A 14185-nucleotide genomic window follows, 5' to 3' on the forward strand; every position below is an offset into this window, starting at 1 on the left:
TTGGGCAGAATTCCTCGTCCTTCGACAAGCTCAGGATGAGGAATTCTGCCCAACCGCCTTACCAGTAGCCCTCATCCTGAGCCTGTCGAAGGACGAGGGCGCGGCCTCGACGCCAAACGCCTGACGGTCCACGGAACCCCAAAGCAAGGAGAGCGCCGACCGCGGCGCTAATTGTCTGACAAAAATGAGGCGCGCGTCTTGTGGACGCCGCCTCAAGTGCGGTAGCAAGGCGCAAAGAGGGGGAAGCGTCATGCGACACGGGTCGAAATCGCGCGGACTTGTCGCCTCCGGGTTGGCGTCATGCGCGGCCTTGACGCTGATGCTATGCGCGGCGCCGTCCTCCGCGCTGGAACGGGCCGATCCGGCGGCGGGTGCGTCCAAGGGCCTGTCGACCGCGACCTGGACGCCGGACAACGGCGACGGCACCTTCACCAATCCCTTGTTCTACGACGAATTTTCAGATCCGGACCTGATCCGCGTCGGCGACTGGTTCTACCTGACCGGCACCACCATGCACACCATGCCGGGCCTGCCGATCCTGCGCTCGAAGGACCTGGTCAACTGGGAATTCGTCGCCTACGCCCTGGACAAGCTCGACCTCGGCCCGGCCTACCGGCTGGAGGACGGCCAGAACATCTATGGTCAGGGTATTTGGGCGCCGTCCTTCCGCTACCACGACGGCAAGTTCTACATCTTCTCGAACGTCAACCGTCAGATGACCCAGATGTTCACGGCCACCGATCCGAAGGGGCCGTGGACGCGCACGCCGATGAAGCGCAGCTTTCACGACCTCTCGGTCCTGTTCGACGACGACGGCAAGGCCTATGTCGTCTGGGGTCACCAGGGGATGCGCCTGGCCCAGCTGACGGACGACCTGACCGACATCGTTCCGGGCACCGAACGCGTCCTGTTCGCCGACGACGCCGGCATGGGCGAGGGCGCGCATTTCTACAAGATCGACGGCAAGTACTACATCATCAGCGCCAACTACGCCGGCGGCTTTCGCATGCCGGCGGCGCGGGCCGACCATGTGCTGGGGCCCTATGAGGTCAATCGCGCGATCAGCCAGCACGAGGACTTCGGCATGGCGTCGAGCAGGCGCACGGGCGCGCCCAAGCCGCCGTTCACGTTCTGGGGGCCCGACCCCGCCGCCAAACATAGCCTGGCGCTGCACCAGGGGGGCGTCATCCAGACGCCCGCCGGCGAATGGTGGGGCTTTTCGATGATGGATTTCAATTCCGTCGGTCGCCTGCTCGGCCTGTCTCCGATCACCTGGAAGGACGGCTGGCCCTATTTCGGACTGCCCGGCAACCTGAAGCGTACGCCGCGCACCTGGGTGAAGCCGAAGACCGCCACGCCGCAGCCGGTGCGTACGCCCTTCCGGCGCAGCGATGATTTTTCGGGGCGGCGGCTCCAGCCCCTGTGGCAGTGGAACCATGTCCCGGTCGACGGCAAGTGGTCGTTGTCGGAAAGGCCGGGTTTCCTGCGGCTTCACGCCCTGCCGGCGACCTCGTTCTACGACGCGCGCAACACTCTGACGCAGCGGGCGATCGGTCCGATGTCGACGCCGACCGTCCTGCTCGACGCCGCGAACCTGAAGCCGGGCGACACGGCCGGCCTGGGGCTGCTCAACCTGCCCTATGCCACCCTGGGCGTCGAAAGGCGCGCCGACGGGCTCGACGTCGTCCTCTATGACCAGCGCCCCGACAAGACGGTGCGGGTGAAGATGGCCGGGACGCGCGTCTGGCTTCGGGCCGACTGCGACTTTCTCACCGAACGGGCGCGCTTCAGCTATTCGTTCGACGGCGTCGCCTTCACCCGGATCGGCGACGAGGTCGAACTGTTCTACCAGACCTTCACCTTCCAGGGCGTTCGCTACGGGCTGTTCAACTACAATGCGACCGGCGCCGAGGGCGGTTTCGCCGACTTCGACAGTATCGACGTCCATCAGCCGCATACCCGCGGCCTGATGCGGCCCATTCCCCATGGCCGATCGATCCGGCTGACGTCGTTTCACGCGACGACCGGACTGGCGGCCGGCCCCGGGAGCGGCCTGGCCTCGGGCGTCCCGACGCGGTTCGAGGTCGTCGACCGCCGGTTGGGCCGCGTCGCCCTGCGATCGGGCGGGCGCTATGTCACGGTCGGCGCCGATGGCGGGGTGACGCTGGCCGCCGGCCCATCGGGCGCCGCGCAGAACTTCCAATGGATTGAAACGCCGACGGGGGAGCTGGTGCTGATGTCGTTGGCCACCAACCGCTTCCTGCGCATCGATCCGCGGACCAAGGACATCCGGGCCGACAGTCCCGGCCCCATGCCGGACGACAGCGACGGCGCGCGCTTTGTCTGGTCGCAGTAGGAAGGACAGCGCCGCGCCGTCCAAGTAATAATCCCCTTCCCTTGACTCCCCCGGCGGACGGGACCAAACGCCCGCCTCATGATCACCCGCTATTCCCGCCCCGAAGCCGCCGCCATCTGGTCCAGCCAGACCAAGTACAAGATCTGGTTCGAGATCGAGGCCCACGCCGCCGACGCCATGGCCGAGCTGGGGGTGATCCCCAAGCTGGCGGCGCAGACGATCTGGGAAAAGGGCCGCGACGCGGTCTGGGACAGCGACCGGATCGACGAGATCGAGCGCGTCACCAAACACGACGTCATCGCCTTCCTGACCCACGTGTCCGAGATCGTCGGCCCCGAGGCCCGCTTCCTGCACCAGGGCATGACCAGCTCCGACGTGCTGGACACCTGCTTCGCCGTGCAGCTCAGCAAGGCCACCGACCTGCTGCTGGAGGACGTCGACCTGATCCTGGCCGCCCTGAAGCGCCGGGCCCTCGAGCACAAGATGACGGTTTGCGTCGGCCGCAGCCACGGCATCCACGCCGAGCCGATCACCTTCGGCCTGAAGCTGGCCGGCTACTACGCCGAGTTCCAGCGCGCCAAGGAACGCCTGGCCATGGCCAGGTTCGAGATCGCCACCTGCGCCATCTCGGGCGCGGTGGGCACCTTCGCCAATGTCGATCCGCGCGTCGAACAGCACGTGGCCGACAAGATGGGCCTGGCGGTCGAGCCGGTCTCGACCCAGGTGATCCCCCGCGACCGCCACGCGGCCTATTTCGCCGCCCTGGGCGTGGTCGCCTCGTCGGTCGAGCGACTGGCTGTCGAGATCCGCCACCTGCAGCGCACCGAGGTGCTGGAGGCCGAGGAGCCGTTCGACCCGGGCCAGAAGGGCTCGTCGGCGATGCCCCACAAGCGCAACCCGATCCTGACCGAGAACCTGACCGGCCTGGCCCGCCTGGTCCGCTCGGCCGTGACCCCGGCGATGGAGAACGTCGCCCTCTGGCACGAGCGCGACATCAGCCACTCGTCGGTCGAGCGCGGCATCGGGCCGGACGCCACCATCCACCTCGACTTCGCCCTGCGCCGTCTGGCCGGGGTGATCGAGCGCTTCAACATCTATCCCGACAACATGGCCAGGAACCTGGACAAGCTGGGCGGGCTGGTGTTCTCGCAGCGGGTGATGCTGGCCCTGACCCACAAGGACGTCAGCCGCGAGGACGCCTATGCGGCCGTGCAGGGCAACGCCATGAAGGTGTGGCGCGGCGAGGGCCGGTTCATCGACTTCCTGAAGGCCGACCCGGTGGTCTCCAAGGCCCTGACCGACGCCGAGCTCGAGGAGCTGTTCGACTACGGCTACCACACCAAGAACGTCGACGTGATCTTCAAGCGGGTGTTCGGCGAGCAGGGCTGAAGGCGTTTTCGTTCGCTCTTCCTGTCATCCCGGACAAGGCCCGAAGGGCCGCGGATCCGGGACCGCCGGAAGCGCCGAGTTCAGGCGTCGGTCCCGGATCTGCACGCTGCGCGCTTGTCCGGGATGACAGGCTCTGGGAATGGTCAACGATGATGCAAGAGCGTCGGACATGACCCGCAAGGCGGGCTTCCCGGCGGTCGTCGACGCGAACGTCCGCGTGCTGATCCTGGGCAGCCTGCCGGGCGAGGCTTCGCTGGCCGCGGGGCAGTACTACGGCAATCCGCGCAACGCCTTCTGGCGGCTGATGGAGGGCGTACTCGACACGCCGCTGGTTGCGTTGGCCTATGAAGACCGCCTGGCCGCCCTGCTCTCCAGCGGCGTGGGCCTGTGGGACGTGATCGCCCAGGCCGAACGGCCCGGCAGCCTCGACGCCGCCATCCGCGATCCGGCCGCCAACGACCTGGCCGCCCTGATCGACACCCTGCCGAACCTGCGCGCCGTGGCGTTCAACGGCGGAACGGCGGCGAAACTGGGCGGCCGGCTGGTCGGCGAGCGGATCGCCACCCTGGCCCTGCCCTCCTCCAGCCCGGCCCACGCGGCGCGGTCGTTCACGCAGAAGGCTGAACTCTGGGCCGGGCTGCGGGCTTTCCTGCCTACCAGAGCCGGCTGACCCCATAGCCGTCGAACACCGCCTCGTTCGAGACCAGCAGCAGATCCTCGACGATGGCCTGGGCGATCAGCAGGCGGTCGAAAGGATCTCTGTGCGGGATGGACAACGAGCCGGCGATCCGCGCGTGGGCCAGGGTCACCGACAAGGGACGGAAGCCCAGCGCTTCGATCTCGCTCTCGAACCGCGCCGCCAGGACGGCGGCCTCTGGGAGCTTGCCGATCCGGTGCTTGGCGGCGATTTCCATGGCCGAGACGGCGCTGACGAAGACTGTCGCCCCTTCGGCGGCGATGGCGGCCATCGCCGCCGCGCCCAGACGCGGATCCTGGTGGCCCCACCAGATCAAGGCGTGCGTATCCAGCAGCAGCCTCAATCGCCCTCGCCGTTCCACAGCGCCAGCTCATCGTCCGGCAGCGGATCGAAGAAGCTTTCCGAGAAGCCGAAACCCTCCCGCCCCTTCCACATCCCCGCCTGACGCTTGGGCTTGGGCGCCTCGACCGGCTCCAGCACCAGCCGAGCCACCGGGGTCTTGCCGCGGGCGATCACGACCTCGCCGCCGGCCTCGACCTCGGCCAGCAGGCGCGAGAGGTTGGTCTTGGCGTAGTGGATGGTGACGACCGTCATGGGAGCCTCCGCTTAGCTAAGCATCTTAGCTAAGCGGGTCGAAAAGGCAAATCGGACGTCTTCCCCGGACATTACAGCGTTTTCATCTGCGCCCGCCGCGCAACTAGGGCAGCATCCTCGTTCTGAGGGGAGACTTTCCTATGCGCATGTTCCTGTTGGCGGCCGTCTCGGCGATCGCCCTGTCCACGACCGTTTCGACCACCCCGGCCTTCGCCGCCGATCCGCCCGCCAAGGCGATGTACGGCGACTGGGGCGTCGACCTGACCGCCGGCGACACGTCGGTCAAGCCCGGCGACGATTTCGACAAGTACGCCAACGGCGCCTGGGCCGCGCGCACCAAGATCCCCGACGACCAGGCCTCGGCCGGCGTCGGCTACGACGTCTACAACCGCTCGCAGGACCAGCTGCGCACCCTGATCGAGACGGCCGAGCCGTCCACCCAGATCGGCGCGCTGTACAAGAGCTTCATCGACGAGGCCAAGGTCGAGGCGGTCGACGACAAGCCGCTGAAGGCGGACCTGGCCCGGATCGCGGCGATCAAGACCAAGGCCGACTTCGCCGCCGCCATGGGCCAGGCCCAGAGCGGGTTCGGCAGCGGCGTCTTCTCGCTGGACATCTATCCGGACGCCAAGAACCCGGAGATCAACACCCTCTATGTCGGCCAGGCCGGCCTGGGCCTGCCCGATCGCGACTACTACCTGACCGACGGATTCAAGCCGCAGTTGGCGGCCTATACGGCCTTCGTCGAGCGGGCCCTGAAGATGGCCGGCTATCCCGACTCGGCCACGAGCGCCGCCGACGTCGTGGCCTTCGAGACCCGGATCGCCAAGGTCAGCTGGCCCGTCGCCGACCGCCGCGACATCGACAAGACCTACAACCCGACCACCACCGCCGAACTGGCGACCTACGCGCCGTTCCCCTGGACGCCCTATCTGTCCGCCGCCGGCATGCCGGGTCTGACCAAGCTGGTGCTGGGCGAGAAGACCGCCGTGCGCGACATCGCCAAGGTCTATGACGAGACCCCGCTGGAGACGCTCAAGGCCTGGCAGACCTTCAACATCGTGGCCGAGACCTCGCCCTACCTCTCCAAGCGCTTCGTCGACAGCCGCTTCGAGTACACCAAGGCCCTCAGCGGCCAGTCGGCCCTGCGGCCCCGCTGGAAGCGCGGCGTGCAGCTGGTCGACGGCAGCCTGGGCGAGGTGGTCGGCCAGACCTATGTCGCCAAGTACTTCCCGCCCAGCTCCAAGGCCCAGATGGTCGCGCTGATCGCCAACCTGAAGACGGCCATGGCGGCCCGGATCGAGAAGGCGCCGTGGATGAGCCCGGCGACCAAGGCCGAGGCCCTGACCAAGCTTGGCAAGATGCAGGTGATGGTCGGCTATCCCGACAAGTGGCGCGACTATTCGGGCCTGAAGCTGGACGCCAACGACCTCTACGGCAATGTCGCGGCCAGCCGGCGCTTCGAATGGGCCTATACGCTGAGCGACCTGGGCAAGCCGGTCGACCACGGCAAGTGGGGCATGACCCCGCAGACGGTCAACGCCTACAACGGCGGCCTGGAGAACAAGATCGTCTTCCCGGCCGGCATTCTGCAGGCCCCCTATTTCGACCCGGCCGCCGACCCGGCGGTGAACTACGGCGCGATCGGCGCGGTGATCGGCCACGAGATCAGCCACGGCTTCGACGACCAGGGCCGCAAGATCGACGCCACCGGAAAGCTGCGCGACTGGTGGACCGCCGAGGACGCCAAGCGCTTCGACGCCCAGGCCGAGGTGCTGGGCAAGCAGTACGACGCCTACGAGCCCGTCCCCGGCGCGCACATCAACGGCAAGCTGACCATGGGCGAGAACATCGCCGACCTGGCCGGCCTGCAGGTGGCGCTGGACGCCTACCACGCCTCGCTGGGCGGCAAGCCGGCGCCGGTGATCGGCGGGTTGAGCGGCGACCAGCGCCTGTTCCTGGCCTTCGCCCAATCCTGGCAGGACAAATCGCGCGACGATTCGCTCAAGCAGCAGATGGCGTCGGACCCGCATTCGCCGTCGTCGTTCCGCGTGGTCGGGCCCACCCGCAACGTCGACGCCTGGTACGACGCCTTCGGGGTCAAGCCGGGGCAGACCTACTACCTGCCGCCGGAGGCCCGCTCGCGGGTCTGGTGACGCGAAGAGGCCCGCGCCGCCCGCCGAGGGGGGCGGAAGGCGACGCGGGCCCGCGCGGTCAGACGATCGCGATCAGGCGATCTTCTTGACCGGCACGTGCTCGACGTGGGTGTTCAGATAGTTGAACCCGCCCGAGCCGTTCCAGGCCTGGTCGACCGACAGCGCGGCCGTGAACTTGGCCAGGAACGAGCCGATGGCGGGCGGCGGCACGCTGTAGACGAATTCGCCGCTCAGCGAGACCAGCTGGTGGTTGGGGCCAAAGCCGGTCTGGTAGATCTGGCCGGTGACCGGGAAGCGGTGCTGGCCGCCGACGATCGCCTGGTTGATCTCGGCGATGCCGCTGACATGGCCCGAGGCGGCCTGCACGGTCAGGGCCAGGTTGACGATGGGCGCGCCGGGCGTCCCCACGTTGCCGACCACCGCCTTGACGAAATACAGGCCGACCGCGTCGCCTGCCTTCTGGGTGTGAAGCGTACCGATATCGTCGGCCATGATGCATCCTCCTTGCGGTGACGACCCTTCCGGTCGCCTTATGCGAGCGTGATACATCCTATCATTGACGGAACCCAAGAAAACCTTGACGGGTCTTCTCGTTTTCTATCAACCAAAACGAGAATTCAGTCCGCGTACGTCGCCGCGCGGTCGTCGGAACGCGCAAACGACAAGGCCCGGCGGCGACGGGCGTCGCGGCCGGGCCTTGCGGGCGGTGTTAGATTATTTCGCCGAAGCGCGGCCTACTCGCCGGCGGCGATCTGGCCGCGGGCCAGGGCCAGCAGTTCGTCCATCTTCCGGCGAACCTCACCCTCGCTGACATTGACGCCCGAGCCCTTCAGGTCGCCGGCGACCTTGCGCAGCACGTCCTCGTCGCCGGGCTGCTCGAAATCGGACTTCACGACGGCGCGGGCGTACTCCTCGACGGTCGCCAGGCCCATCAGCTCGGCGGCCCATTCGCCCAGCAGGCGGTTGCGGCGGGCGGTCGCCTTGAATTCCTGTTCCTGCTCCAGCGCGAACTTGCGTTCGAAACCCTGTTCGCGTTCGTCGAAGGTGGTCATGAAAGCCCCAATAGTCTCTGAGCCGGCTGCATATCCTCTGGCGAGCCGCCGGGCAATCGGAAGCAACGCCACAGCGTCACCGATCCGCTCACAATCCCGCGGTTCCGACTAGGGCTGTTTGCGCCACAGGCCGCGTTCGGCTAGTTTCGGGACGACATTTTTCGTGAGCGGCCTTGAGTCGAACGCCGCGCGCAGCTATCCGCCGCGCGCGCTTTTCGTTTCTCCGGAGATTTTCCGGACCGGTTTCCGGACAGGGGGCGCGCCGCAACCAGAAGGGCCTCGACGAGAGCCATGACCACCCGCCGCAAGAAGATCTACGAAGGCAAGGCCAAGATCCTGTACGAGGGTCCCGAGCCGGGCACCCTCATCCAGTACTTCAAGGACGACGCCACCGCCTTCAACGCCCAGAAAAAGGCGGTCCTCGAGGGCAAGGGCGTGATCAACAACCGCATCAGCGAGTACATCATGACTCGCCTGAACGGCATCGGCGTGCAGAACCACTTCATCCGCCGGCTCAGCCTGCGCGAGCAGCTGATCAAGGAAGTCGAGATCATCCCGCTCGAGGTGGTGGTGCGCAACATCGCCGCCGGCTCGATCGCCACGCGCCTGGGCCTGACCGAAGGCACCCCGCTGCCGCGCTCGATCATCGAGTTCTACTACAAGGACGACAAGCTGGGCGACCCGATGGTCTCCGAGGAGCACATCACCGCGTTCAACTGGGCCGCCACCCAGGAGATCGACGACATGATGGCCATGGCCCTGCGAGTGAACGACTACCTGTCGGGCCTGTTCAGCGGCGTCGGCATCACCCTGGTGGACTTCAAGATCGAGTTCGGCCGCGTCTACGAAGGCGACTTCAGCCGCGTGATCCTGGCCGACGAGATCAGCCCCGACAGCTGCCGCCTGTGGGACTCGGCCACCAACGAGAAGATGGACAAGGACCGGTTCCGCCGTGACCTGGGCAATGTCATCGAAAGCTACACCGAGGTGGCCCGCCGCCTCGGCATCATGAAGGAAATGCCCACCGTCATCCAAGGCGGCGTGCATTAGCGACGTCACCTTCTCCCGGAGGGGAGAAGGAGGGGCCCGCGCCGCAGGCGTGGGAGGATGAGGGTTACGCCCTCTCCCGTTTCGCTCCGCCGGCGCGCCGTCGAACGCCTTCACCCCTCACCCTCCCGCCGCTTCGCGGCGGGCCCCTCCCTCTCCCCTCCGGGAGAGGGTGAAAAGGTCAGGAAAGACATGAAAGCCAAGGTTCAAGTGTTCCTCAAGCCCGGCGTCCTCGACGTCCAGGGCAAGGCCGTCGAAGCCGCCCTGCATGGCCTGGGCTGGGCCGACGTGTCGGGCGTGCGGGTGGGCCGCACCATCGAGTTCGACCTGACGGAAGCCGACGCCGCCAAGGCCGAGGCCGAGGTCAAGGCCATGTGCGACAAGCTGCTGGCCAACACGGTCATCGAAAGCTACCGGGTCGAGATCGCCTGAAGATCGAGGCCGGACACGAGATCAGGCGCCCTCTTCCGGGAGCGGCGCTTTTTCTTTGCGGGGCGCCTTCCACTCCGGCTTCGCCGCCCCATGTTCGGTGAAATCGGAGGGTTTCCATGAGCGCGAAGTTCCATCTGGCCCAGGTCAATATCGGCCGCCTGCGGGCGCCGATCGATCACCCGATGATCAAGGACTTCGCCGACAACCTCGACCCGATCAACGCCCTGGCCGAGGCCTCGCCCGGCTTCGTCTGGCGCCTGACCGGCGAGGGCAACAACGCCACCGACCTGCAGCCGTTCGACGACGCCCTGATCGCCATCAACATGTCGGTCTGGACCGACATCCCGTCGCTGGGGGCCTATGTCTATCGCAGCGGCCACGTGCAGTTCATGCGCCGCCGCCGCGAGTGGTTCGAGCACATGGACCTCTACATGGTCCTGTGGTGGGTCCCGGCCGGCCACCGCCCGACCATCGAGGAAGCCAAGGCAAAGCTGGCCCTGCTGGAGGCCCACGGCCCGACGCCGGAAGCCTTCACGTTCAAGGTCCCCTTCCCCGCCCCGGACGAGGCGAGCGTGGAGCCGGTGCTGGACGAGTGCGCCTGAGGGGGTGTCACCTCAGACCTCCTAGCCACCGTCATCCCGGGCCTTGTGCCCGGGACCCCTGGTTCAGCCGACGGTGAAGCGCAGTGGCGCGCTGGCGCGCCACACCCCCGCCCTTGCGGCGGACAGAGGGGTCCCGGGCACAACAAGGCCCGGGATGACGGTGAAAATGAGAGGACGGCAAGACGAGGGGCGTTTCACTTCCAATACCGCTGACATCCCTCGCGAACGGTGCTACAGGCCCGCGCCATGAAAGCCGCCGTCGTCGTCTTCCCCGGTTCCAATTGCGATCGTGACTGCAAGGTCGCCATCGAGCGCTCCGCCGGAGCCCGCGTCGAGATGGTCTGGCACCAGGAGACGGCCCTGCCGGACGACCTGGACCTGATCGTCCTGCCCGGCGGCTTCTCCTACGGCGACTACCTGCGCTGCGGGGCCATGGCCGCCCAAAGCCCGGTGATGCGCGAAGTCGTCAAGGCGGCCGAGGGCGGCGTGGCCGTCGTCGGCATCTGCAACGGCTTCCAGGTGCTGACCGAGGTCGGCCTGCTGCCCGGCGCCCTGCTGCGCAACGCCAAGCTCAAATATGTCTGCAAGCCGGTGGCCCTGGACGTGGTCAACAGCCAGACCCGCTTCACCGCCAGCTTCGGCGAGCAGCGCTCGGCGGTGATGACGGTCGGCAACGGCGAGGGCAACTATTTCGCCGACGAGGCGACGCTGGACCGGATCGAGGGCGAGGGCCAGGTGGTGTTCCGCTACCAGGACAATCCGAACGGCTCGGCCCGCGACATCGCCGGCGTCATGAACGCCAAGGGCAACGTGCTAGGCCTTATGCCCCACCCCGACCGCTCCTTCGACCCCGACCTGGGTTCGGAAGACGGCGCCCTGCTGTTCCGCAGCATCTTCGCCAGCGCCTAGGGTCTGTGGAGAGTTGGCGGTCTTGGGCCGAATTCCTCGTCCTTCGACAAGCTCAGGATGAGGAATTCTACTCAACCGCCTTACCAGTAGCCCTCATCCTGAGCCTGTCGAAGGACGAGGGCGCGGCCTCGACGCCTAACGCCTAACGCCTAACGGTCCACAGAACCTAGAGCATCGCGCGGACGATGTCGGTGCGACTGAAATCGTCGCCCTTGAACAGCAACGGCTCTCCCGTAATCCTGGCCAGGGCATAGGCGAAACTGTCGCCGTAGTTCAGGCTGGCCGAATGGCGGGTTCGCCCGTAGCGCTCCAAGGCCTGGGCGGCGGCTCTGGCCTGTTCCGACGTGACATCCACCACCACCACTCCGAGGCGGCGGAAGGTCTCGTCGATGGTCGCCGAGGCGTCGGCCTCGGGATAGCGGCGCGACAGCACCGCGACACATTCCACATAGCTGGCCGCCGAAACCAGCCGAGCGTCGTCAGCGAGAATCGCGGTGATAAAGGCGGCGCGTTCGCTCTCGCCAAACTCAATGGCGATGATCGCCGAGGTGTCGATGACCATCAGCGCGGCAATCCGGCCTCGTCATAGAGATCGGCCTCGATCTCGGCCCGGCCCAAACCCGTATCGGGTCCTAGGTCTCGAGCCTGGAGCCAGCGCATGATCTCCGCCGCCCGCGCGGCCGGGGGCGTGGCGTCGCCGCCCCGACGCTTCAGTTCATTTTCGGCCGCGACCCGAACGGTCTCGGTAAGGCCAAGTCCCGTGCGCTCGGCCAGGGCTCGCACGATACGGTCGGTCTCGGCGTCCTTGATGCTGAAAGCCATCTAGAAATCTCCTCATTTCTAGAAATATCACGGCCAGAACGGGCCGACCATCCCGGAGTGTCCGATCGGAGCTTCTCCTATTTCACGGATAAGAAGACCGCAGGCGGTGTTACACTATAGCGCCCCACCCAAACCACTCCTAAGCTCCCCGCACCTTTTGGGGAGCTTTCCATGAGTCTCGCGTCCAACCTGCGCGCCGGCCTGCTGGCCGCCGCCCTGACCGCCTTCTCCGGCGTCGCGCAGGCCCAGACCCCGGCCCTGACCCCCGACATCGACGGCAAGTACGTCGCCCCCAAGGTCGGCTACGACTACGACAAGCGCGTGGTGATGATCCCGATGCGCGACGGGACCAAGCTCTACACCGTGATCGTCGTGCCCAAGGGGGCCAGGAACGCCCCGATCCTGCTGACCCGCACGCCCTACAACGCCGCCAAGCGCACGGCCCGCAACGACAGCCCCTCCATGCTGGCCACCCTGGCCCAGGGCGACGAGGTGTTTGTCAGGGACGGCTATATCCGCGTGATCCAGGACATCCGCGGCAAGTACGGCTCGGAAGGCGACTATGTGATGACCCGCCCGCTGAAGGGGCCGCTGAACAACAGCGAGGTCGACCACGCCACCGACGCTTACGACACCATCGAATGGCTGACCAAGAACGTGCCCGAGAGCAACGGCAAGGTCGGCATGCTGGGGTCGTCCTACGAGGGCTTCACCGTGGTGATGGCCCTTGTCAATCCGCACCCGGCCCTGAAGGTGGCCGCGCCGATGAGCCCGATGGTCGACGGCTGGATGGGCGACGACTGGTTCCACTTCGGGGCCTTCCGGCAGGTGAACTTCGACTATTTCACCGGCCAGACCACCAAGCGCGGGGCGGGCGACAGCGTCGCGCGCCAGAGCCCCGACGACTACGAGAACTTCCGCCGCGCCGGCTCGGCCGGCGACTACGCCAAGGCCAACGGGCTGGATGTCCTGCCCTGGTGGAAGAAGCTGACCGAGAACGCCGCCTACACGCCGTTCTGGAGCCAGCAGGCGCTGGACAAGACCATGGCCGAGCAGCCGCTGAAGGTGCCGACCATGTGGATCCAGGGCCTGTGGGACCAGGAGGACATGTGGGGCGCGGTGCACGCCTACGCCGCGACCGAGCCCAAGGACGCCGACAACGACAAGAGCTATCTGGTGCTGGGCCCCTGGCGGCACAGTCAGGTCAATTACGACGGCGCCAGCCTGGGCGTGTTCAAGTGGGACGGCGACACCGCCCTTCAGTTCCGTCGCGACGTGCTGCTGCCGTTCTTCAACCAGTACCTGAAGGACGGCGCGCCCAAGGCCGACACCCCGCCGGTGCTGATCTACGATCCCGGCCAGAACCGCTGGGACCGCTACAAGAGCTGGCCGCAGGGCGGGGCCAAGAACCTCTACCTGACCGGCGCGGGCGGGCTGTCGTTCAGCGCCCCGGCCCCGGCCAAGGGCGCGGCGGCCTATGACGAATACGTCTCCGACCCGGCCAAGCCCGTGCCCTACATCCCCCGCCCGATGAAGTTCGGCGACCGCGACCGCTGGACGCCCTGGCTGCTGACCGACCAGCGCGCCGTGGCCGACCGCACCGACGTGCTGAGCTACGTCTCCGAGCCCCTGACCGCCCCGCTGAAGATCGCCGGCGTGCCGAAGGTCAACCTGACCGCCTCGACCAGCGGCAGCGACAGCGACTGGGTGGTCAAGCTGATCGACGTCTTCCCCGACGAGGTCCCCAGCCAGCCCGAGCTGGGCGGCTACCAACTGGCCGTGGGCATGGACATCTTCCGCGGCCGCTATCGCGAGAGCTTCAGCGATCCCAAGCCGCTCAAGCCCAACACGCCCCTGAAGTACCAGTTCATCCTGCCGACCGCGAACTACACCTTCCAGCCGGGCCACCGGATCATGGTGCAGGTGCAGTCCAGCTGGTTCCCGCTCTACGACCGCAACCCGCAGACCTTCACGCCCAACATCTTCTTCGCCAAGCCGGCGGACTATGTGAAGGCCACGCAGCGGGTCTATCACGCGGGCGACACGGCCAGCTTCATCGAGCTGCCCGTGGTGGGGCGGTAGGCCCCAACAAAAAGGGGCCGGCGGAAAACCGCCGGCCCCTCCTTCAC

At 67.0% G+C, this 14185-nt stretch carries 15 protein-coding genes and 1 pseudogene; 9 read left to right on the forward strand and 7 right to left on the reverse strand.

Annotation, left to right across the window (positions count from 1 at the left end):
- Positions 1-319: 319 nt before the first annotated feature.
- The 3 genes from AC07NX_RS00005 (at position 320) to AC07NX_RS00015 (ending at position 4415) form a co-directional block, all read left to right on the forward strand.
- Positions 320-2356, forward strand: coding sequence for a family 43 glycosylhydrolase (locus AC07NX_RS00005; protein WP_494638592.1), 2037 nt, complete (start codon positions 320-322; stop codon positions 2354-2356).
- A gap of 78 nt (positions 2357-2434) precedes the next feature.
- The gene (gene purB, locus AC07NX_RS00010; protein ID WP_494637981.1) at positions 2435-3745 is read left to right on the forward strand and encodes an adenylosuccinate lyase; all 1311 of its coding nucleotides are present in this window, start codon (positions 2435-2437) and stop codon (positions 3743-3745) included.
- Positions 3746-3914: 169 nt separating this feature from the next.
- On the forward strand, positions 3915-4415 hold the full coding sequence (locus AC07NX_RS00015) for a DNA-deoxyinosine glycosylase (protein WP_494637983.1): 501 nt from the start codon (positions 3915-3917) through the stop codon (positions 4413-4415).
- On the opposite strand, the gene AC07NX_RS00020 is transcribed toward AC07NX_RS00015, so the two are convergent.
- Together AC07NX_RS00020 and AC07NX_RS00025 are read right to left on the reverse strand one after the other, a co-directional pair.
- Positions 4399-4785, reverse strand: coding sequence for a type II toxin-antitoxin system VapC family toxin (locus tag AC07NX_RS00020; protein WP_494637985.1), 387 nt, complete (start codon positions 4783-4785; stop codon positions 4399-4401). The two genes, AC07NX_RS00015 and AC07NX_RS00020, sit on opposite strands and share 17 nt — an antisense overlap.
- The gene (locus AC07NX_RS00025) at positions 4782-5036 is read right to left on the reverse strand and encodes a type II toxin-antitoxin system Phd/YefM family antitoxin (RefSeq protein ID WP_494637987.1); all 255 of its coding nucleotides are present in this window, start codon (positions 5034-5036) and stop codon (positions 4782-4784) included. The genes AC07NX_RS00020 and AC07NX_RS00025 overlap by 4 nt, the downstream gene beginning before the upstream one ends.
- A 140-nt stretch (positions 5037-5176) precedes the next feature.
- Here AC07NX_RS00025 and AC07NX_RS00030 point away from each other — a divergent pair, with 140 nt between their 5' ends.
- A complete protein-coding gene (locus tag AC07NX_RS00030) occupies positions 5177-7192 on the forward strand; it encodes a M13 family metallopeptidase (protein WP_494637989.1) in 2016 nt (671 codons plus the stop codon).
- 72 nt (positions 7193-7264) lie between these two features.
- On the opposite strand, the gene AC07NX_RS00035 is transcribed toward AC07NX_RS00030, so the two are convergent.
- Positions 7265-7684, reverse strand: a complete 420-nt coding sequence (locus AC07NX_RS00035; protein ID WP_035070987.1) for a DUF1842 domain-containing protein — start codon at positions 7682-7684, stop codon at positions 7265-7267.
- Between the two features lie 242 nt (positions 7685-7926).
- Positions 7927-8244 (reverse strand): DUF1476 domain-containing protein, encoded by a 318-nt coding sequence (locus AC07NX_RS00040; RefSeq protein WP_132088472.1) that lies wholly within the window; start codon positions 8242-8244, stop codon positions 7927-7929.
- A 291-nt stretch (positions 8245-8535) separates the two neighbouring features.
- On the opposite strand from AC07NX_RS00040, the gene purC reads away from it, so the two are divergent.
- Positions 8536-9294 carry a phosphoribosylaminoimidazolesuccinocarboxamide synthase gene (purC, locus tag AC07NX_RS00045; protein ID WP_035070989.1) on the forward strand — a complete coding sequence of 253 codons (759 nt, stop codon included), beginning with the start codon at positions 8536-8538 and terminating at the stop codon, positions 9292-9294.
- An 88-nt stretch (positions 9295-9382) separates the two neighbouring features.
- Here the strand turns inward: purC and AC07NX_RS00050 are convergent.
- Positions 9383-9466: pseudogene (locus AC07NX_RS00050) on the reverse strand (hypothetical protein); the annotation flags it as partial.
- Positions 9467-9483: 17 nt separating this feature from the next.
- Between AC07NX_RS00050 and purS the strand changes: the two are divergent.
- The 3 genes from purS to purQ all read left to right on the forward strand — a co-directional run bounded on the left by purS (position 9484) and on the right by purQ (position 11234).
- Positions 9484-9723, forward strand: coding sequence for a phosphoribosylformylglycinamidine synthase subunit PurS (gene purS, locus AC07NX_RS00055; protein ID WP_494637992.1), 240 nt, complete (start codon positions 9484-9486; stop codon positions 9721-9723).
- 116 nt (positions 9724-9839) lie between these two features.
- Complete coding sequence (locus AC07NX_RS00060; protein ID WP_494637994.1) at positions 9840-10325, forward strand: DUF3291 domain-containing protein; 486 nt, start codon at positions 9840-9842, stop codon at positions 10323-10325.
- Positions 10326-10571: 246 nt separating this feature from the next.
- The gene (gene purQ / locus AC07NX_RS00065; RefSeq protein ID WP_494637996.1) at positions 10572-11234 is read left to right on the forward strand and encodes a phosphoribosylformylglycinamidine synthase subunit PurQ; all 663 of its coding nucleotides are present in this window, start codon (positions 10572-10574) and stop codon (positions 11232-11234) included.
- A gap of 166 nt (positions 11235-11400) precedes the next feature.
- Here the strand turns inward: purQ and AC07NX_RS00070 are convergent, their stop codons facing one another.
- Positions 11401-11796 carry a type II toxin-antitoxin system VapC family toxin gene (locus AC07NX_RS00070; RefSeq protein WP_494637998.1) on the reverse strand — a complete coding sequence of 132 codons (396 nt, stop codon included), beginning with the start codon at positions 11794-11796 and terminating at the stop codon, positions 11401-11403.
- Positions 11796-12056 carry a type II toxin-antitoxin system VapB family antitoxin gene (locus tag AC07NX_RS00075; RefSeq protein ID WP_494638000.1) on the reverse strand — a complete coding sequence of 87 codons (261 nt, stop codon included), beginning with the start codon at positions 12054-12056 and terminating at the stop codon, positions 11796-11798. The genes AC07NX_RS00070 and AC07NX_RS00075 overlap by 1 nt, the downstream gene beginning before the upstream one ends.
- Before the next feature lie 171 nt (positions 12057-12227).
- Here AC07NX_RS00075 and AC07NX_RS00080 point away from each other — a divergent pair, with 171 nt between their 5' ends.
- Positions 12228-14138: a CocE/NonD family hydrolase gene (locus AC07NX_RS00080; RefSeq protein ID WP_494638002.1), complete on the forward strand. Its 1911-nt coding sequence runs from the start codon at positions 12228-12230 to the stop codon at positions 14136-14138.
- The last annotated feature ends 47 nt before the right edge of the window (positions 14139-14185 follow it).

The organism is Caulobacter sp. GW821-FHT09A05, from assembly GCF_059418465.1.

Coding starts and splice junctions, on each gene's coding strand:
- AC07NX_RS00060 (WP_494637994.1), top strand. CDS start 9,840: ATGAGCGCGAAGTTCCATCTGGCCCAGGTCAATATCGGCCGCCTGCGG.
- AC07NX_RS00025 (WP_494637987.1), bottom strand. CDS start 5,036: ATGACGGTCGTCACCATCCACTACGCCAAGACCAACCTCTCGCGCCTG.
- AC07NX_RS00075 (WP_494638000.1), bottom strand. CDS start 12,056: ATGGCTTTCAGCATCAAGGACGCCGAGACCGACCGTATCGTGCGAGCC.
- AC07NX_RS00035 (WP_035070987.1), bottom strand. CDS start 7,684: ATGGCCGACGATATCGGTACGCTTCACACCCAGAAGGCAGGCGACGCG.
- AC07NX_RS00070 (WP_494637998.1), bottom strand. CDS start 11,796: ATGGTCATCGACACCTCGGCGATCATCGCCATTGAGTTTGGCGAGAGC.
- AC07NX_RS00040 (WP_132088472.1), bottom strand. CDS start 8,244: ATGACCACCTTCGACGAACGCGAACAGGGTTTCGAACGCAAGTTCGCG.
- purS (WP_494637992.1), top strand. CDS start 9,484: ATGAAAGCCAAGGTTCAAGTGTTCCTCAAGCCCGGCGTCCTCGACGTC.
- AC07NX_RS00030 (WP_494637989.1), top strand. CDS start 5,177: ATGCGCATGTTCCTGTTGGCGGCCGTCTCGGCGATCGCCCTGTCCACG.
- purB (WP_494637981.1), top strand. CDS start 2,435: ATGATCACCCGCTATTCCCGCCCCGAAGCCGCCGCCATCTGGTCCAGC.
- purC (WP_035070989.1), top strand. CDS start 8,536: ATGACCACCCGCCGCAAGAAGATCTACGAAGGCAAGGCCAAGATCCTG.
- AC07NX_RS00080 (WP_494638002.1), top strand. CDS start 12,228: ATGAGTCTCGCGTCCAACCTGCGCGCCGGCCTGCTGGCCGCCGCCCTG.
- AC07NX_RS00005 (WP_494638592.1), top strand. CDS start 320: ATGCTATGCGCGGCGCCGTCCTCCGCGCTGGAACGGGCCGATCCGGCG.
- purQ (WP_494637996.1), top strand. CDS start 10,572: ATGAAAGCCGCCGTCGTCGTCTTCCCCGGTTCCAATTGCGATCGTGAC.
- AC07NX_RS00015 (WP_494637983.1), top strand. CDS start 3,915: ATGACCCGCAAGGCGGGCTTCCCGGCGGTCGTCGACGCGAACGTCCGC.